This is a genomic window from Amycolatopsis coloradensis (assembly GCF_037997115.1).
Classification (GTDB): Bacteria; Actinomycetota; Actinomycetes; order Mycobacteriales; family Pseudonocardiaceae; genus Amycolatopsis; species Amycolatopsis coloradensis_A.
Genome location: NZ_CP150484.1, coordinates 1,453,316 through 1,470,889, shown reverse-complemented (window position 1 = coordinate 1,470,889; position 17,574 = coordinate 1,453,316). Strand labels below are relative to the sequence as shown.

17 protein-coding genes are annotated in these 17,574 nt (G+C 68.5%); 8 read left to right on the top strand and 9 right to left on the bottom strand.

Annotation, left to right across the window (positions count from 1 at the left end):
• Window positions 1-40: 40 nt before the first annotated feature.
• Window positions 41-988 carry a ribose-phosphate diphosphokinase gene (locus tag LCL61_RS06590; RefSeq protein ID WP_034309354.1) on the top strand — a complete coding sequence of 316 codons (948 nt, stop codon included), beginning with the start codon at window positions 41-43 and terminating at the stop codon, window positions 986-988.
• Here LCL61_RS06590 and LCL61_RS06585 read toward each other — a convergent pair.
• The gene (locus tag LCL61_RS06585; RefSeq protein ID WP_340686022.1) at window positions 985-2,289 is read right to left on the bottom strand and encodes a D-arabinono-1,4-lactone oxidase; all 1,305 of its coding nucleotides are present in this window, start codon (window positions 2,287-2,289) and stop codon (window positions 985-987) included. The two genes, LCL61_RS06590 and LCL61_RS06585, sit on opposite strands and share 4 nt — an antisense overlap.
• A 103-nt stretch (window positions 2,290-2,392) precedes the next feature.
• Here LCL61_RS06585 and LCL61_RS06580 point away from each other — a divergent pair, with 103 nt between their 5' ends.
• Window positions 2,393-3,577 (top strand): amino acid deaminase/aldolase, encoded by a 1,185-nt coding sequence (locus LCL61_RS06580; RefSeq protein WP_340686021.1) that lies wholly within the window; start codon window positions 2,393-2,395, stop codon window positions 3,575-3,577.
• A gap of 528 nt (window positions 3,578-4,105) precedes the next feature.
• On the opposite strand, the gene LCL61_RS06575 is transcribed toward LCL61_RS06580, so the two are convergent.
• Window positions 4,106-4,750: a TetR/AcrR family transcriptional regulator gene (locus tag LCL61_RS06575; RefSeq protein ID WP_340686020.1), complete on the bottom strand. Its 645-nt coding sequence runs from the start codon at window positions 4,748-4,750 to the stop codon at window positions 4,106-4,108.
• Window positions 4,751-4,876: 126 nt separating this feature from the next.
• On the opposite strand from LCL61_RS06575, the gene LCL61_RS06570 reads away from it, so the two are divergent.
• Together LCL61_RS06570 and LCL61_RS06565 are read left to right on the top strand one after the other, a co-directional pair.
• Window positions 4,877-6,199: a GH1 family beta-glucosidase gene (locus LCL61_RS06570; protein WP_340686019.1), complete on the top strand. Its 1,323-nt coding sequence runs from the start codon at window positions 4,877-4,879 to the stop codon at window positions 6,197-6,199.
• Entirely contained in the window at window positions 6,192-7,448 is a 1,257-nt protein-coding gene (locus LCL61_RS06565; RefSeq protein ID WP_340686018.1) for an MFS transporter, read from the top strand. The genes LCL61_RS06570 and LCL61_RS06565 overlap by 8 nt, the downstream gene beginning before the upstream one ends.
• A 337-nt stretch (window positions 7,449-7,785) precedes the next feature.
• Here the strand turns inward: LCL61_RS06565 and LCL61_RS06560 are convergent, their stop codons facing one another.
• Window positions 7,786-8,208 (bottom strand): hypothetical protein, encoded by a 423-nt coding sequence (locus tag LCL61_RS06560; protein WP_340686017.1) that lies wholly within the window; start codon window positions 8,206-8,208, stop codon window positions 7,786-7,788.
• 13 nt (window positions 8,209-8,221) lie between these two features.
• The gene (locus LCL61_RS06555) at window positions 8,222-8,581 is read right to left on the bottom strand and encodes a hypothetical protein (RefSeq protein ID WP_425342034.1); all 360 of its coding nucleotides are present in this window, start codon (window positions 8,579-8,581) and stop codon (window positions 8,222-8,224) included.
• Window positions 8,582-9,005: 424 nt separating this feature from the next.
• On the opposite strand from LCL61_RS06555, the gene LCL61_RS06550 reads away from it, so the two are divergent.
• Complete coding sequence (locus LCL61_RS06550; RefSeq protein WP_340688509.1) at window positions 9,006-10,313, top strand: helix-turn-helix transcriptional regulator; 1,308 nt, start codon at window positions 9,006-9,008, stop codon at window positions 10,311-10,313.
• Window positions 10,273-11,211 (top strand): phosphotransferase family protein, encoded by a 939-nt coding sequence (locus tag LCL61_RS06545; protein ID WP_425341983.1) that lies wholly within the window; start codon window positions 10,273-10,275, stop codon window positions 11,209-11,211. The genes LCL61_RS06550 and LCL61_RS06545 overlap by 41 nt, the downstream gene beginning before the upstream one ends.
• A 212-nt stretch (window positions 11,212-11,423) precedes the next feature.
• Here the strand turns inward: LCL61_RS06545 and LCL61_RS06540 are convergent, their stop codons facing one another.
• Entirely contained in the window at window positions 11,424-13,433 is a 2,010-nt protein-coding gene (locus LCL61_RS06540; protein WP_340686016.1) for a tetratricopeptide repeat protein, read from the bottom strand.
• Window positions 13,434-13,790: 357 nt separating this feature from the next.
• Between LCL61_RS06540 and LCL61_RS06535 the strand changes: the two genes are divergently transcribed.
• Window positions 13,791-14,033 carry a hypothetical protein gene (locus LCL61_RS06535; RefSeq protein ID WP_340686015.1) on the top strand — a complete coding sequence of 81 codons (243 nt, stop codon included), beginning with the start codon at window positions 13,791-13,793 and terminating at the stop codon, window positions 14,031-14,033.
• The gene (locus LCL61_RS06530) at window positions 14,030-14,200 is read left to right on the top strand and encodes a dihydrofolate reductase family protein (protein WP_340686014.1); all 171 of its coding nucleotides are present in this window, start codon (window positions 14,030-14,032) and stop codon (window positions 14,198-14,200) included. The genes LCL61_RS06535 and LCL61_RS06530 overlap by 4 nt, the downstream gene beginning before the upstream one ends.
• A gap of 329 nt (window positions 14,201-14,529) precedes the next feature.
• Here LCL61_RS06530 and LCL61_RS06525 read toward each other — a convergent pair whose 3' ends face one another.
• The 4 genes from LCL61_RS06525 to LCL61_RS06510 form a co-directional block, all read right to left on the bottom strand.
• Window positions 14,530-15,561, bottom strand: a complete 1,032-nt coding sequence (locus LCL61_RS06525) for a copper resistance D family protein (RefSeq protein WP_340686013.1) — start codon at window positions 15,559-15,561, stop codon at window positions 14,530-14,532.
• Window positions 15,558-16,121, bottom strand: a complete 564-nt coding sequence (locus LCL61_RS06520) for a copper resistance CopC family protein (protein WP_340686012.1) — start codon at window positions 16,119-16,121, stop codon at window positions 15,558-15,560. The genes LCL61_RS06525 and LCL61_RS06520 overlap by 4 nt, the downstream gene beginning before the upstream one ends.
• Window positions 16,122-16,898, bottom strand: coding sequence for a YcnI family protein (locus LCL61_RS06515; protein WP_340686011.1), 777 nt, complete (start codon window positions 16,896-16,898; stop codon window positions 16,122-16,124).
• A 70-nt stretch (window positions 16,899-16,968) separates the two neighbouring features.
• The gene (locus tag LCL61_RS06510) at window positions 16,969-17,457 is read right to left on the bottom strand and encodes a hypothetical protein (protein ID WP_340688507.1); all 489 of its coding nucleotides are present in this window, start codon (window positions 17,455-17,457) and stop codon (window positions 16,969-16,971) included.
• Between the last annotated feature and the right edge of the window lie 117 nt (window positions 17,458-17,574).

The window sequence follows — 17,574 nt, the reverse complement described above, 5'->3', positions numbered from 1 at the left end:
TGTGGACGTAATCCGTCTTTTGACTGAACGGAGTAGGTCCTTGCGCGAGGACATCGCGGTCTTCAGCGGCAGCGCACATCCCGAGCTCGCCGAAGAGATCTGCGCCCATCTCGGCGTTCCCCTGCATCCTGTGAAGGTGCAGCGATTCGCCAACGACTGTCTCGAAGTCCAGCTCGAAGCGAATTGCCGCGAGCGCGACGTCTTCCTGATCCAGCCGCTGGTGCGGCCGGTGCAGGAACATCTCGTCGAACTGCTGCTGATGCTGGACGCCGCGCGGGGCGCGTCGGCCAAGCGGATCACCGTCGTCATGCCGCACTACTCGTACGCCCGCTCGGACAAGAAGGACGCGCCGCGGATCTCGATCGGCGGCCGTCTCGTCGCCGACCTGATGGCGACCGCCGGCGCCGACCGGGTTCTCGCGATGACGCTGCATTCGCCGCAGGTGCACGGCTTCTTCAGCGTTCCGGTCGATCACCTGCACGCGTTGCAGGAGCTGGCGAAGCACTTCCGCCAGTACGACCTCTCCGCGACCACCGTCGTTTCGCCGGATCTCGGCAACGCCAAGGAGGCCGCGCATTTCGCCCGGCTGCTCGGCGTTCAGGTCGCCGCCGGCGCGAAGCAGCGCTTCGCCGACGACAGGGTCGAGATCAGCTCGGTGATCGGCGAGATCACTGGCCGCGACGTGATCGTCCTCGACGACGAGATCGCCAAGGGCAGCACGGTGATCGAGCTGCTCACCAAACTGCGCGAGCTGAAGCCGCGCTCGATCCGAGTCGCCTGCACGCACGGCCTTTTCTCCAGCGGCGCGCTCGAACGGATCGGCAGCCAGCCCGACGTGCTGGAGGTCGTCTGCACGAACACGGTGCCGATCCCGCCGGAGGAGCAGAGCCCGAAGCTGCGAGTCCTGTCGATCGCGCCCGCGCTGGCGGAGGCGATGCGGAGGATCCACAACGGCGAGTCGGTCAGCGCCTTGTTCGAAACGGCTTAAGCGGTGCCGAGGACCCGGTCGAGGTACGTGTTCGTGAAGACCCCGGCCGGGTCCACCTCCTTGCGGACCCGCAGGAAGTCGTCGAAGCGCGGGTACCGCGAGCGCAGTGTGGCGGCGTCGAGGTCGTGCATCTTGCCCCAGTGCGGGCGGCCGCCGACCTCGCCGACGATCGACGCGAATCCGGCGAAGTACTCGCGGTAGGGCATGCCGACGAACTGGTGGATCGCGATGTAGGCGGAGTCGCGGCCGTTCGCGGTCGAAAGCCAGATGTCGTCCGCGGCGGCGACGCGCACCTCGACCGGGAACGCGACCGGGTTCTCCAGCTTCGGGACGAACGCGCGGAGCTCGGAGAAGACGTCATGCAGCGCTTCGCGGGGGATCGCGAACTCCGACTCGACGAACCGCACGCCGCGGTGGGTCACGAAGACGCGATGCGACGTGTCGCTGTACTCGCGGGCGGAGAGGATGTTCGAGGCGAACCGGCCGAGCGGCTGCACGAGTTTCGGCACCGCGCGGCCGAGACGGCACAGGCCGCCGAACGCGATGTTCTCCGTGACCTCGTAGTCGACGAATTCCTTCAGCTTGGTAAGCGGACGGCGTTCGCTGTCCGCCGGAAGCCGGTTGTTGCGCTTGACCAGGGCGTTCTTGCCGTAGGGGAACCAGTAGAACTCGAAGTGGTCGTTCTCGTCGGCGAACCGGTCGAAGCCTTCGAGGACCTCTTCGAGCGGTTCCGGCCGCTCCTGGGCGGAGAGCAGGAACGAAGATTCACACTGCAGGGTGACCGTGCTGATGACGCCGAGCGCGCCGAGCCCGACCCTCGACGCCGCGAAAAGATCGGGGCGCTCGTCCGTCGAACAGGTGACCACGCTGCCGTCGGCGAGGACGAGTTCGAGCGCGGCGATCTGGGTGGCGATGCCGCCGAGCCGGGCGCCGGTGCCGTGGGTGCCGGTGGAGATCGCGCCGGCGACGGTCTGCGCGTCGATGTCGCCGAGGTTGGTCATCGCCAGGCCCAGCGCGTCGAGTTCGGCGTTGAGCTGCTTGAGCGTGGTGCCGGAACGGACCGTGACCAGGCCTTTCGCGACGTCGGCCGACGCGATGCCCGTCCAGCCGGTCAGGTCCATGGCGTCGGAATCCGCCGCGGCGATCGCGGTGAAGGAGTGACCGCTGCCCAGCGGGCGCAGGCGCCGTCCGTCCGCGGCGGACCGGCCGATCGCCTCGGCGATCGCGGCCGTGTCCCGCGGCCGATGCACGCGCAGCGGCGACGCCGACGCGGTGCCGGCCCAGTTGTTCCACCGTGTCATGAGCCACCCGTTTCGTGAGCTGCTGCCCTTGAGATGTCCGAGTGCCGAAACAGTAAGTGAATAGTATTCGCGTTTCAAGCCCTTCTGTCGTACCTTAGTTCGGGTGACCAGTGCGACGGTGTACGACTTGGCGACGAAGGACCTGGATCCTCCGTTCGCGGTTGTCGACTTGGATGCGTTCGACGCGAACGGCGCCGACCTGCTGCGGCGGGCAGGCGGCAAACCGATCCGCGTGGTCAGCAAGTCCGTGCGCTGCCGGTATCTGCTCGAACGGGTCCTCGCGCGGCCCGGTTTCGAAGGCCTCATGTGCTACTCGCTCGCCGAAGCCGTCTGGCATGTCGAGCAGGGGACGTCCGAGGACATCGTGGTGGCGTACCCGACCGCCGACCACGGCGCGCTCCGCCGGCTGGCGGCGAACGACCGGGCCAGGGCGGCGATCTCGATCATGGTCGACTCGCCCGAACATCTCGACCTGGTCGATGCCGCGCTGGGGCAGGGGCATCCCGAAATCCGCGTCTGCCTGGAGCTCGACGCATCGTGGCGGCCGCTGCCAGGGGTGCACGTCGGCACCCGGCGCTCGCCGGTCTTCAGTCCGAGGCAGGCCGCGGATCTCGCGCGGACCATCTTGTCCCGCAAGGGTTTCCGGCTCGTCGGGATGATGGCGTACGAAGGTCAGATCGCCGGGCTCGGCGACGCGGCGGGTGGCGGCGTCAAGAACTCGCTCGTCGGCTGGATGCAGCGGAAGTCGATTGTGGAAATCGCGAAACGCCGCGCGGCCGCGGTCCGCGCGGTGCGGGCCTTGGCCGACCTGGAATTCGTCAACGGCGGTGGCAGCGGCAGCGTCGAATCGACCGGCGCCGAAGCGGCCGTCACCGAGATCGCGGCGGGTTCGGGCCTGATCGGGCCGACCCTCTTCGACGGCTACGCGCATTTCTCGCCGCGCCCGGCCGCGATGTTCGCGCTTCCCGTTGTCCGCCGCCCGGCGCCGAAGGTCGCGACGCTCTTCTCCGGCGGCTACATCGCTTCGGGCCCCGCCGAGTCTTCGCGGCTCCCGACGCCTTACCTGCCCGAAGGTCTCTCGCTACTCGGATTCGAAGGCGCCGGCGAAGTCCAGACCCCCGTCTCCGGTGAGGCCGCCCGCCACCTGCGGCTCGGCGACCGCGTCTGGCTGCGCCACGCGAAGGCGGGCGAACTCGCCGAACGCTTTACGCACTACCACGTCGTCGTCGGCGACCGCGTCGACCGGACCGTCCCCACCTACCGAGGCGAATCCCAAAACTTCGGCTGACCCGCGCGACCCCACCCCCCACCCATCCCTGGGGGGCGCGCCCCGCACCAGCGTATCGGGAGGGGGTGTCGGGGACGGCGGATCCGAGGGGTGAGGGACGAGGTTGTCCACAACTGTGGGTGGGTGTGGACAGGTTATGTGGATAACCGGGTAAGCCCAGGTCAGGGGCTGTGTGGGCGTGGTTCCTGGGGGTTGTGTGACTGGTGGGGTCGGGGATCGGGCATCGGTGGACACGAATGGAGCAATGGGGGATCCACCGGTAACGCGAAGGCCTCCTTGTGGACGTTGAGCGTCTCAGAGGGGGCCGTCGTGGCGTCCGGCAGCACCGCCGGGCGTCCATAGTGGACAGAAGTGGGCTGAAGGCGTCCTTCGCCGCATCGGACGCGGGGAAAGCGTCCTTCGGCACCAGGTGGGCCGAGTTGAGCGTCCCCAATGTCGCATCAGGGACGCTCAGCGACTCAAATGCGACATTGGGAACCTCGGCGGACGCGAGCTAGCGCCCAGCGGGAGCCGGCGAGCGAAGAGACCTCAGGCCTCCCCGAACTTGCTCGCCAAATATCCCTTCACCACCGACTTCGCCTCCGCCACGATCCGCTCATCCCCTCGCGGGTCCCGCCGGAAGGCCAGCTTCAGCAAAGCGTCGGCCGTCTCGTTCGCGATCGTCAGCGCGAACCGGATGTCGTCCGGCGGCGACTGGATCCGCGCCGAAAGCACGTCGGTGAGCGCGTCGACGATGACGGCGTTGTTGTCGCGGGTCTCGTCGAGGAGCTGCCGGTCCACGACGTCACCGAAGTGGACCTTCGAGAAGCCGGGAACCTCCCGGTGCATCGCTAGGTAGATGTCGAGGATCGAGTCCACGACGTCCCACCAGTGTTCGGGCGCGAGATCGTTCAGGGTTTCCGACACCGAGGCGACGAACCGTTCGAGGTTCCGCTGCGTCAGCGCCTGCACCACGGCCCGCTTGTCGGGGAAGAACTGGTACAGCGAACCGACGGCCACGCCGGCGCGCTTCGCGATCAGCGTGGTCGTCAATGCGTCGTAACCGAGTTCGTCGATCAGCTGGGCGCTGGCGTCGAGCATCTGCTCCACCCGCTTGGCGCTGCGCTGCTGGACGGGCTGCCGCCGGAGCGGAGTGGTCTCCGCTTGGGGTTTCGCGGCCTGGATGTCGGACACTCGGGCTCCTCCTTCGCTGATCTGCGACTTTATCGTGCCGACAGGGTTCCCCCCGGTCGAGTGAAGGCATAGTATCTGAGAACTTTTCATGTTCGGCCGAGTCTGAAGAGGAAAGGTGTGCCGCCGGTGGAGAATCCGACCTTCCCGTCCGAATTCCTGTGGGGTGTTTCGACCTCCGCCTTCCAGATCGAGGGGGCGACCGGGGAAGGCGGCCGAGGACAGTCCATTTGGGACACTTTCACCGAAACAGAGGGAAAGATCGCGCGGGCTGAGCACGCCAAAATAGCCGCCGATCACTTCCACCGCTACTCCGAGGACATCGCGCTGATGGCCGAACTCGGCGTCGGCGCCTACCGGATGTCCTTCGCCTGGCCCAGGATCCAGCCCGGCGGCGAAGGCAAGCCCAACGCCGAAGGCCTTGCCTTCTATGACAAATTACTCGACGAAGTCTGTGCCGCCGGCATCGCGCCGACCGGGACGCTGTTCCACTGGGACCTCCCGCAGGCGCTCGAAGACAAGGGTGGCTGGCTTTCCCGTGATACCGCCGAACGCTTCGGGGAGTACGCCGCCATCGTGGGCGAACGGTTCTCCGATCGGGTGAAAATGTGGATCCCGCTCAACGAGCCCATGGTCATGTCGATCTTCGGCTACGCGATCGGCGAGTACGCCCCGGGCAAGACGCTCCTGCTCGACGCCTTGCCCACCGCGCACTACCAGAATCTCGCGCACGGTCTCGCCGTCCAGGCGCTCCGCGCCGCCGGTGCCCGCGGCGTCGGCACGGCCAACAATCATTCGCCGATCTGGCCCGCCTCCGATTCGCCGGAGGACAAGGCCGCGGGCGAATGGATCGACGCCCTCATCAATCGCACTTACGCGGATCCGGTGCTCCTCGGCCGATATCCCGAACAAGTCGTCGAACATCTCCCGGCGGGCTTCGCCGATGATCTGCCCACCATCGCGCAGCCGCTCGACTTCTACGGGGTGAACTACTACGAGCCGCAGGGCGTCGCCGCGCCCGGCGAAGGAAATCCGCTGCCCTTCGAGCTTCGCGCGATCGAGGGATATCCCATGACCACCAACGATTCCCCGATCGTCCCGCACGGGCTGCGTGATCTTCTCGTCGGCTTCCACGACCGTTACCGCGAGCACCTCCCGCCCGTCTACATCACCGAAAACGGGTGCAGTTTCGACGACGTCGTCGCCGAAGACGGGCACGTCCACGACCAGGAGCGCATCGACTTCCTCGACAGCCACCTCGTCGCGGTGCGCGAGGCGATGGACGCCGGTGTCGACATCCGCGGGTACTTCGTCTGGTCGCTGATGGACAACTTCGAGTGGTCGAAGGGCTACCAGCCGCGCTTCGGGCTGGTGCACATCGACTACGAGACGCAGAAGCGCACGCCAAAGGACTCCTTCGGCTGGTACCGGGATCTGATCCGCCATGAGTGAGGTCCGAGAGCTGCCCGAGGCGCTCGCGGAACCGGTCACCAGGGTCCGCGCGGGCTGGATGAGCCTGCTGTTCTTCGCGAACATCGCGCTCTGGCTCGGCGTTTACGCGCCCATCCAGGTCCTCCTGCCGAAGCAGGCCGAGCTTTTGGACGCCGCCAATAAAGAAGCGGTGTTCAGCCTGGTCACCGGAATCGGCGCGGTCGTCGCGCTGATCGCCAACCCGGCCATCGGCCTGCTGTCGGACCGCACCTGCTCCGCTCGCGGCCGCCGTCATCCGTGGACGGCGGCCGGTGCGGCGGTCGCCGCGGCCGGTCTGCTCGTCCTCGCGTTCGCGCCGAACGTCGCGGTCATGGTGCTCGGCTGGTGCCTGGTCCAGGCTGGGCTGAACGGGATGCTCGCGATGCTGGTCTCGGCCATCGCGGACCGCGTGCCCGTGCCCCAGCGTGCGCAGGTCGGCGGGCTCGTCGGCATCGCGCAGATGCTCGGGACCGTGCTCGGCGCGGTGGTGGTCGTGGTGATGCTCGACCTCGCCGGTCTCCCGCTGGGATACGCGGTGTGCGCGGCCATCGTGCTGGCGGGCGCGGCGGCGTTCGTCCTGCGCACGCCGGACGCGCGGCTGCCGGTCGCGTTCCGCCCGTCCACCCGGACCCGGGACGTGCTCGCGAACCTGTGGGTCTCCCCGCGCGGGCATCCGGACTTCGCCTGGGCGTGGGCCTGCCACTTCATGATCAACCTCGGCAACGCGTTCGGGACGCTGTACCTGCTGTTCTTCCTCAAGGACGCGGTGCACTACGAGGATCCGGACACCGGCCTGTTGATCATGATGGGTCTCTACGGTGCCGCGCTCGTCGTCGGCGCGCTCGTCGCCGGGCATTTCTCCGACAAGTCGGGACGGCGCAAGCCGTACGTCCTCGCGGCCTCGGCGGTGATGGCGGTCGCGGCGTCGCTGCTCGTCGTCTGGCAGAACTGGACGGCCGCGCTCGCGGCGTCACCGTTGCTGGGTGTCGGTTTCGGCGCGTACATGGCCGTCGCGCTGGCGATGCTCACCCAGGTGCTGCCCGCCGCGCAGGACCGGGCGAAGGATCTCGGGGTCATCAACATCGCGAACTCGCTGCCGCAGGTGGTGGCGCCGATGCTGACCGCGCCGATCCTGGCCTACCTGGGCGGATACTCAAGCCTCTTCGCGGCTTCGGCGCTGTCCACGGTCATCGCCGCGGTGCTGGTCACGCGGGTGAAGGGCGTCCGCTAGAACGTTGGAGACCGCGGACCGGTGCCGGTCGGGGGAGGGGAGTGCAACGGCACCGGCCCGCGGGGTTCGGGGGATGGCAGCGCGCTCCGGGGCAGGTATCGCGCTGCGTTTGTGATCATCAACCTAGCGACCGATTACTGCCTTCGCTAGGTGTTCTGCCGATAATTTTCGATTAATCGCGGTGGGGACCGGAGTGATTACCGAGAGCGGCTCGTCGCGTTCGGGGGTACGCGCGAACCACTGCCGGCGGAGGCGAGATCGTGGCGTGGTTGCCGAGGGGGCGCTCGGACCGCCGTTCACTCGCCCGGCTTTCAAGCTGTGTTTTCTCAAGATTCTTCTAAGCGTGCACGCCGCCGATGGCGGGACGGCGCGGGGTGACCAGCGCGTGCCTGCCGGTCGTTTCAGCCGCGCTGACCCTGCTCTGCCCCGGGACACGGCGGCGGCTTTCGCGCCGGTGGTCCTGGGTGGCCGCGGTCTGCTGGGGGGCGAGGCCACCGGCGACCAGGTGCTCGTGCGCGACCTGCCATACCGAGCAGGGGGCCTTGCACTTGTGCCAGCGGGTCGAGCAGGTGGGGCAGTCCCCGCGCTCGTCGGGCTCGTGCGCCTGGAGCATCGCGCGCCAGCCTTCGGTCAGGCGGGGGAGCTCCGAGCGGGCTACCGAGACGAGCGACTGCGCGTCGGCCCTGGTCGCGAGATCGGAGAGCATGTCGAGGCGTTCCCAAACAGCGTTGCGGAGAACTTGCCCTAGGACCTGATCCACGGAGAATTCACCGTTACCTTTCCGCCATCTTGGCGGCTTCGTTGAGCGCTGCCCTGAGCTGGCCGAGCTGGCCGGACGTCAGGCGCGCGGTCTCTCCTGGCGGCGAGACGAGAACCACCTGGTTGTCTTCGACGAACACGGTGACGGCGCGTTCACGGCTGATGAGATCGCCGCACTGCACCCGCCAGACCAGCTGTCCGCCTTCGTAACGGCGCACACTCGCGGTACGGGGGTCGACCGGGGCGGACGGGGAGACCGGACGGTTGGCGACCGTCTGCTGACCGACGGGGCCGGCCGCACGCAGGTGGCGCATAGCCATACCGGGCCGTCCCGCGGTGATGGAGCCTGTTGCGATCGAGTCCACGAACTCCACTGGCTCTTCTCCGCTCTCTCGTTCCACGTCGTCTTCGTATCCGCGTGTCCGCACCCTTGCGGGGGTTCGGAGACTTGGTAGCTCTCTGTGATCGCTGCCGGTGGCCGGTCGGTCACGGAGATCTGACAACTACAGTGATGTGAAACCGAGTGCGATAGAAGGTCGAACCGCCGTCATAGCGGTGACCGGACGAGGTTTCACGGTAAGCGGTCAAACGACTTCTGCCGGGCCGATCACGACGGGCGATCCGATGTTTCGCACGGTTGAATAGGTGTGCCTACGCTGTTTCTCGACCCCAACGGAACTGTGAGGGGGCGCAATGGACGCCAGTATCGGTAGCGGCGCTGTCGCCGGCTCGGACGCTGTAAGCGGTTCGAGTCGCCAGAGTCACCCCGTGCCGCCGGATGCCTGGGAGCAGCCGGAGATGCGAGCCGCACTGGCCACACGGGAGATCTCCTCCGTGTACCGGCTGTTGCGCAAGCACGGTGTTTCGCAGCGTCAGATCGCCGCGATGACCGGCCAGTCGCAGTCCGAGGTGTCCGAGATCCTCAAAGGTCGCCAGGTGATGGCGTACGACGTGCTCACCCGCATCGCTGACGGCCTTGGTGTCCCCAGGGGATACATGGGTCTCGCCTATGACGAGGCGACAGCGATAAAGGTCGTCGGTGCTGCCGACGGCAAGCAGGCGGAGGAGGACGAGTCCGTGAAGCGACGGAGGTTCCTCGCGCACGCCGCCCAGGTCACGATGGGTGCGGCGGTGTTCGGTCCGGAATCGGGTACGTGGTCGGCGGGGCCCGCCAAGACGCCCGCCCCCGGGCGGATCGGCATGACCGACGTCCGTCAAGTGGAAGCCGCCACCAGAGCGCTCCGGTCCCTCGACTACCAGTACGGCGGCGGTTTCTGCCGTGACGCCGTGGTCGCCCAGCTGTCCTGGGGACAGCAGATGCTCGAGTCCACCGGCACCGAGATGGTCAAGAGCAGGCTGTACGTCGCCCTCGCCGACCTGCACAGCCTGGCCGGGTGGACCTCCTTCGACACCGGGCTCATGGATTCCGCGCGCGGCCATTTCGCGAACGCGCTGGACCTGGCCAAACAAGGCGACAGCCACCCGCTGGTGGCCAACGTGCTGTACCGGATGGGCCGGGTCTACCTGCACAACGACGCTCCCAACGACGCGCTGAAACTGTTCCAGCTCGGCCAGATCGCCGCCCAGGAATCGGGCTCCGAGCTGGCGGTCGCCGTGCTCTGCGCCAACGAGGCGTGGGCCTACGCGATGATGGGCAACGAGGAGCAGGCCACGAAGCTGCTCGGCCGGAGCAAGGACGAGTTCGCCCGCGCCGATCTGGCCGAGGCCGAGTCCTGGGTCAAGTTCTTCACCGAGACCGACGTCTACGCCATGATCGGCACCGTGCACACCGTGCTCGCCGAGAAGAACGTCGAGCACACCAAGTACGCGATCCCGGCGCTGACCAAGGCCGTCGAGGCCTACACCGACGACATGGCCCGCAGCAAGACGTTCATGCTCAGCGCCTTGGCGACGAACCACCTGCTCGAAGGCGACCTCGACCACGGTGCGAAGGTGGGTTCGAAGGCCATCGACTGCGCCGAGGGCATCAAATCGGAGCGGGTGAAGGACCGGATGCGACCTCTGCAGGTCGAGGCGGAACGCCGCCGGAACAACGCCGACGCCCGTGACCTCGCCGACCGCCTCAACTCGTTCTACGCCGCCTGAGCCGATCGGCCCGGGCGGCCGGTTCACGCCCGCCATCCTGAGCGACGCCCTCGGGCGGACGTGCGATCTGCTGGGTGTGGACCCCGAAGGTGCCCGCCTGCTGAGGTTCACCAACAACGCCGTCTACGAGCTGGCGAGCGCGCCGTTCGTCGTCCGGATCGTCGGCTCCACCCGGCTGCGGCATCGCGTCGATACGGTCGTGCGGGTCGCGCGGCACTTCGAACGGCACGACGTGCCCGCCATCCGCCTCGTTCCCGGCCTTGACCAGCCACTGCCGGTCGGCGGACATCTCGTGACGGTCTGGTGGAAGGTGCCGGGGACGGGCCGGAAGGCGAAGGCGGCCGACCTCGCCGCGCTCCTGCGCCGGGTCCACGCGCTCGAACCGCCGGAGGGGCTCGCCGAATGGGCGCCGGTCGCCGCGGTCCGTGCCCGGGTTTCGGACGCGGAGGAACTGGACGACGGCGACCGGCGGTTCCTGCTCGAACGCTGTGCCGAGCTCGAAGCCGCGCTCGCGAACCTCGACTTCCCCCTGCCCCGCGGCCTGGTCCACGGGGACGCGCACACCGGGAACGTGATCCCGGGGCCGGACGGGCCGGTGCTGTGCGATTTCGATTCGTCCTGTGTCGGGCCGCCGGAATGGGATCTGACGCCGCTCGCCGTCGGCCGTGAACGGTTCGGTGATCCACCCGCCCGCTATCGCGTGTTCGCGCAGCGATACGGATTCGACGTGACCACTTGGTCCGGCTTCTCGGTACTGCGCGCCATCCGCGAACTCAAGCTCACGACGAGTGTTCTCCCGATTCTTCGCAGTCATCCCAGCGTGCGGGATGAACTGCGGAAACGGTTGAACGATCTCCGGGACGGGCGCACCGGGGCACGCTGGAACCGGTATCGGTGACTCACCCGGGAAAGGCGTCTGCACGTGCATTCGCCGACGGCGAATGACCGTTCGTCGCTTGTCCGAATTCGCCGATCAATCGGTGACGAATTCGCCCGGGCTAATCACTTCTCCTGACCCAATGCTCCCCCGAATGTGCAACTTGCAACTACGCTGCGTCATTCGGCGCGGCGAGCTCACCCGGTCGCCGGGTACCGATTGGGGCCACCGGGTCAGAGCTGCTCCAGTCGCGTGCGCAGAGCGTCAGCCTCCGGGCGGCCGAGGCCGACGAGGATGGGCAACGCCCGGTCGTAGAACCGCCTAGCCTCCTCGGGGTTCCCTTCCGCCTCGGCGACCTCGCCGAAGGCGGACAGCGCCCTGGCGACCTCGAACCGCGACCCGCTGGCCTCCATGGTGGCGAGCGACGCTTCGAGTTCGGTCCGTGCGGCCGCGAGATCCCCGGCCGCGGTGAGGGCACGGCCGAGTTCGGTCCGGGCGCGGGCCACGTTGTAGGGATCGGCGGCCAGTGCCTCGCGAGCGCGGGTGAGGTGCTCGATCGCGGGATCCGGCCGCCCGGCCTTGAGCTGGGTCGAACCGAGGTTGATCAGCGCGAGCCCGACGTCGTGCGTCCGGTTCTGGCGTTCGCTCAGCCGGTGGTCTTCGGTGAACCACGTCACCGCGTCTTCGAGCCTGCCCTGCGCCAGCGCGACCAGGCCGAGCCCTTCCACCGACCGGATCTCGACGACCTCGTTCCCGGCCTTCCGTGCGGCTTCGCGGCCCGCCTCGTAATGCGCGACGGCTTCGTCGTACCGGCCGGTGCCGCGGCAGGCGGCTCCACTGCGGTTGTGCATCAGGGCCTCGGCGGAGGCGTTGCCCCACGCCCGCGCGCACCGCACGCCTGCCTGGCTCACCTTGAGGAAGTCCGGATAGTGCTTGCGCAGCAGGAAGAGCGGCCACATCGCGGCGGCGAGCTGCCAGCCGAGTTCCGGCAGCTGCCACGTTTCGGCGGTCTCGACGGCGGCGATGAGGTTCTCGCGTTCCCGTTCGAGCCAGGCGAGTTCCTCGTCGGCGGACTCGAACGAGACCGGCGTCGGCGGCCGGTATTCGTACCGGTACGGGATCGGGTCCTGGTCGGGGACCGTCATCGCGGTGGTCTTGGACGCAGTGTGCAGGTACCACTCGAGCATGCGGCGCACCGCGATGTCGCGGTCGTACTCGTTGCCCGCCGTCTTCTCCTTGGCGTGCAGCCGCGCGAGGTCGTGGAAGGTGTACCGGTCGTCGCCGCGGTCGATCAGCAGGCCGACGTCGACGAGCTGGTCCAGCAGGTCTTCGGCGACCTCCTCGCGGACGGCGATCGACGCCGCGGCCACGCCGACGCCGAAGTCGGGTCCGGGATGCAGGCCGAGCGCCGCGTACAGTGCGGCCGCGTCCGAGGGGAGTTCGTCGTAGGAGAGGTTGAAGCTGGCTTCCACCGATTGCGCCTCTTTCGTCGAGAGCGTGGCCAGTCGACGATATTCCTTCCCCAGCTCGGTGGCGATCTTCTCCAGCGACATCTTCGGCCGCCCCGCGAGCTTGGCGCTGACCGTGGTGAGGGCGATCGGCAGGCCGCCGCACAGGTCGGCGATGGCCCGCGCCTGCGCGGCTTCGGCGCCGACCCGCTCCGCGCCGACCGCGCGGCCCAGCAGTTCGGCGCTGTGCGCGGAACCGAAGGGGGCCAGCTCGACCAGCCGCGCGCGATGTTCGGTCTGGAGCCTGCCCAGACGGCGCCTCGACGTCACGATCACGAGGCTTTCGCCGCCGGCGGGCAGCAGCGGCAGCACCTGTTCGGTCGAACCCGCGTTGTCGAGCAGCACGAGCAACGGTCGTTCGGCGGTCGTCGTGCGGTAGAGGGCGGTGAGCTCCTCGACGTCCGCGGGCAGCCCTTCCGGCGGAACACCCAAAGCGCGGAGGAACCGGCCGAGGGCTTCGCTCGCGGAGAGCGGACCGTTGGCGCTGAAGCCGCCGAGATCCGCCCAGAGGTGCCCGTCCGGGAACCGGTCGCCGAGGTGCCGGGCCCACGCGGTGGCCAGCGCCGTCTTCCCGATCCCGCCCTGGCCGCTGATCAGGTGCACCGCCGGCCCGTCGGTGCCGTCCTGGGACAGGAGTTCTTCGAGCAGCGCGAGCTCGGCCGTGCGGTTGGTGAAATGCGCGGGCGCGGGCGGGAGCTGACGCGGGCCCGAACTCACCTGCCTGGTGAGTTTCACCGCCGATCGCTGACGCGGTACCTGTGGCGTGCTGACTTCACTTTCACCCGGCAACGGGCCGCCCATCTACCATCCCCTCTTCGGGTTAACCCCAGCGAACGCGTAGAGCATCCCGGCGTAGGTCCGGCGAGGACAGCGAAATCGGTCAAATGCGGCCGGATGGAGCAAGGCGTGTAACAGCTCGCGAAAAGTCGCGCGGGTGATGTCGAGACCGGCTCGACGGCTTCGTCCCCGGGGCGGACGCGGCCGGAGTGGCCGCGCGAACCGGAGGGACGGACATGCGCAAGCTCATCGTTCAGCAGTGGGTCACCGTCGACAACATCGCCGCGGAGGAGGACTGCGGCCTCGGTCGACACGATGATCCTGGGAGCGAACACCTACGCGATGTCCAAGGACTACTGGCCGCACGCCCAAGAGCAGGGCGAGTACGGCGAGAAGCTCGACAACCTCACCAAGTTCGTCGCGTCGTCCAAGCTGGACGACGCCCCTTGGGGCGGTTTCCCCGCCGCGACCGTAACGCGCGACCCCGCCGCCACCGTCGCGAGCTCAAGGAACAGCGCGGCAAGGACCTGTGGCTGTGGGGAAGCTCGACCCTCATGAGGTCGCTGCTGGACGCGGGCCTCGTCGACGAGATCCGGCTGATGGTCTGCCCGGTGACTCGCGGCGAGGGGACGCGTGTCTTCCAGGACCGGCGGGAGCTGAAGCCGATCGAGGTCACCGCGTTCGAGAACGGCGTCGTGCTTCTGCGATACGCGGTGGAGAACTGAGGGGTGAGGCGAATACGGCGTGATCGGACCCCGGTCGTGCAGGCTGTGTCGGCCGGCTTCACTAGGGGATGAGGTGTCCGGGGGTGGCGTGGTTTCGGCCCGGCCGGTGATCCTGTCCTGCTCAGAGAGTCCACAAGGGACATCCCGCGCCGCTTGAATGCCCGATTTATTCTGATATGTACAGTTCGGCTTCGGGGTCGTGAGTGGCAAAGAGGGTTAGAACGATCATCGCCACTCGCGAACCCTGGGCAAAGCACTCATATCGGGCACACGGGGCAGACTTGGTGTCCCTTGTGGACAGTTGAGGGTCGTGGCGAACCACCGGCGAACTAGGTGGTCGGCACGACAGGGGCTCGCGTGAGGACGACGGCGAAGCCGAACGCGAGCCCCATCACGGTCAGTTCGAGCGTCGCCCACGCGGCCAGCGCCGTCCGGTTGTGCCGGACGATCTGGGGCATCAGCTTCCAGCGCGTGTACGCGCCGAGGCTCGCGATCACGCCGGTGCACAACAGTTTGAGCAGCACCAGTTGCCCGTAAGGTGTGGTGAAGACGCCTTCCCAGAAGCCGAGCGACGGGTTGAGCGAGATCTCGATCAACCCGTTGAACAGCCCGGTCGCCGCGCCGAGGATCAGGCACAGCGTCGCGAGTTTGGAGAACCGCGGCAGGGCGTGCGCCAGCAGGGTCCGGTTCCCGACGAGCAGCACCGCCATCGCGCCGAGCCCGCCGGTCCAGGCGACGGCGCTCATCACGTGCAGTTCCATCGAGATCATCGTGTAGTCGTGGTAGTTCCAGTTCGACGCGTGCCCGGTGACCGGCAGCGGCAGCAGCGCGAACAGGCCGAGCCCGACGCGGACCTCGGCGGGCACCTTCTCGCCGTGTTTCAGGGCGAGGACGCCGAGTCCCGCGTGCAGCAGGGCCAGCACCGCCACGATCAGCAGCGCCTTCCCGGCGCCGACGTCGGCGATGTAGCCGCCGACGTCCGACATCGACAGCGTGCTGGAACCCGGGCGGTATTCGGCGGTCTGCAGGATCAGCGCGACGAGCGCGGTGGTCGCCCAGACCAGCGCGGCCGCGACACTCGCGGGCCGCGCGATCCGCATGATCGGCTCGGAGAGCTTCGGCCGGTCGTAGCCGACCAGCACCGAAAGCAGCGCCAGCCCGATCGTGGCGACCGCCGAGATGTCCAGCAGCACCCGCACGATCGGGATCGAGACCGAGACCACCTCGCTGACCTGCGCGACCCCGGGGACCGGGGCGGTGGCCGTCAGCGCGACACCGATCAGGGCGCCGACGATACCCGCCGTCACCACGCAGAACAGGACGGCGACGCGGGCACGCGAGGTGGTCTCGGCCTGGGTCATGAGCCGCTCTTCTCCTTGTCACCCGCGCCGGTGCGCAGCGCGACGGTCAGTCCGACGGCGAGCAGCACGACGGCGCCCGCGATCCACACCCAGATCGGCACCCCGGACGAGCCTTCGCCGCCGGTCGCCGGGGCCGTCTCGGTCTGGCCCGCGTTGCTGCGCGCCGCGTCGGCGCTCGCCGGGGTCCCGGTGCCCGCGGCGGTGAGCGTGAACGGCACCTCGCCGGTCACGGCGTGCCCGTCCGCGGACAGGATCCGGTAGCCGATCTTGTACTCGCCCGCCGGGCCGAGCGGCCGCAGCGGCACGGTCACGACGCTGTCGCGGACCTCGACCTGGCCTTCGGCCCACTGGCCGCCGCCCGGTCCGATGACCGCGATCTGGTTGACGTTCGCGTTCTGGACGTACTGGTCGAACGTGAGCGTGATCTTCGCGGGCCCGGCGGCGATCGAAGCGCCCTTCGCCGGGTCCGAGGAGATCAGGACGTTGTGCGCCAGCGCCGGGGTGGCGGTGGCGAGCCACGCCACCCCGGTGATCGCCAGCGCGACGATCGCTTTACGCATTTACTTGGTTCCCTCGGTGTCGCTGGTGCCGGAAGCGGCGGTGGCGCGGCGGGCGCGCAGGGTGGCACCGGCGCCGACGCCGAGGCCGAGCGCGCCGACGACCAGTCCGGCGCCGCCGAGCCAGCGGGCGGTGTTGTCGGAAGAGGACGACGCGGCGTGCGACTCCTCGGACGTGGCCTTGGTGTCGGTGCCGTGGCCGCCACCGTGTCCGTCAGCGCTCTTCTCGGCGAGCTTCACCGTCGGCGCGGGGTGCTCGGGCTCCTCACCGGAGGCCGGGGTCGGCTGGTTCCACTCGACGACCTTGCCGTTCTCGTAGGTCTGGGTGGCGGGGAACTCGATCGCGTCGACGTTGGTCGGGAACTTACCCGCGCTGATCTGGAACTCCTGGAACTCGGTCGATCCGGCGGCGATCTTGGTGCCGGGCTCCGCGGTCCAGGAGACCTTGGTGACGGCCTCGGTGATCTGCGTGCCGGAGTCGGTGGTCACCGGGGCGGGCAGCTTCGACTTGACGACCTCGGCCTTCCAGCCGGGAAGCGGCTTGGCGCGCACGGAGCTGAGCGCGTACTCGGGCTTGACGGTGATCTCGACCTTGATGGTGCCGGCGTCCTTCTCCTCGTTGGGGACGCGGAAGAAGATCGATCCGTAGCCGCCCTTCGACGGCTGGGGGCCGTAGACGTTGGCGGTGACGTGGGCCGAGGCGACCCCGGCCGAGAGCAGGCCGGCGATGCCGACGGTGGCGGCCAGGAAACCGGCGCGCTTGAAGACGTGCTTGGACACGAAGAACTCCTGAACGTGAATGAGACGGCGGGTTCGGGGACCGCGCCGATTACGGGGGATGAGCTGGGGTTCAGGAGAACAGTGGTGGGCCACGCCTGCCGTGGACGCGGCGGAGGTCCACGCGGACGAGGTGCCCGGGTCCGGCCGGACGGGCGAGCACCGGGGACGCCATCGCGGCGGGTACCGGGAGTGCGTTGAGGATGAACGGGACCAGCGCGCGCAGGCAGGCGAGGACGCCGAGCAGCAGTCCGTCGGCCTTGGCCAGCAGCAACGCGGTGATCAGCGTGGCGACGACGTGCGCGACGGTCATCGCGAGGCCGCCCGACAGGAGTGCGGGTTCGCCGTGCGGTTCGTGGCTGCTCAACGAGCTGAGCACGAGGTGCATCACGACCTGACCGGCGCCTAGGTCGACGATGGTGGCCAGCGGCCCGCGCGCCTTCTCGGCGAGCGCGGCGGCGTTCCAGCCGATCAGCACGGTGAGCAACAACGTCATCGCCGTATCGGGGAGATCGCCGTCCCCGATCATGTGCGCGGTCACGGCCAGCGCCGCGGAACTCACGCCGAGCAAGCCACCACGCACAGCGCGTAACGCGCTTCGGTGATGGCTGCCTTTACTCACGGGTGAAGGGTATTCGACGTACGTCCGAGTGGTCGATCTCCTCCCGGCTGGTGAGCA

What these genes read in the sequence shown, in the direction of transcription:
- LCL61_RS06585 (WP_340686022.1), bottom strand. Translation starts at nt 2,289, where the DNA reads ATGACACGGTGGAACAACTGGGCCGGCACCGCGTCGGCGTCGCCGCTG.
- LCL61_RS06565 (WP_340686018.1), top strand. Translation starts at nt 6,192, where the DNA reads ATGAGTGAGGTCCGAGAGCTGCCCGAGGCGCTCGCGGAACCGGTCACC.
- LCL61_RS06550 (WP_340688509.1), top strand. Translation starts at nt 9,006, where the DNA reads ATGCGAGCCGCACTGGCCACACGGGAGATCTCCTCCGTGTACCGGCTG.
- LCL61_RS06535 (WP_340686015.1), top strand. Translation starts at nt 13,791, where the DNA reads ATGATCCTGGGAGCGAACACCTACGCGATGTCCAAGGACTACTGGCCG.
- LCL61_RS06530 (WP_340686014.1), top strand. Translation starts at nt 14,030, where the DNA reads ATGAGGTCGCTGCTGGACGCGGGCCTCGTCGACGAGATCCGGCTGATG.
- LCL61_RS06525 (WP_340686013.1), bottom strand. Translation starts at nt 15,561, where the DNA reads ATGACCCAGGCCGAGACCACCTCGCGTGCCCGCGTCGCCGTCCTGTTC.
- LCL61_RS06520 (WP_340686012.1), bottom strand. Translation starts at nt 16,121, where the DNA reads ATGCGTAAAGCGATCGTCGCGCTGGCGATCACCGGGGTGGCGTGGCTC.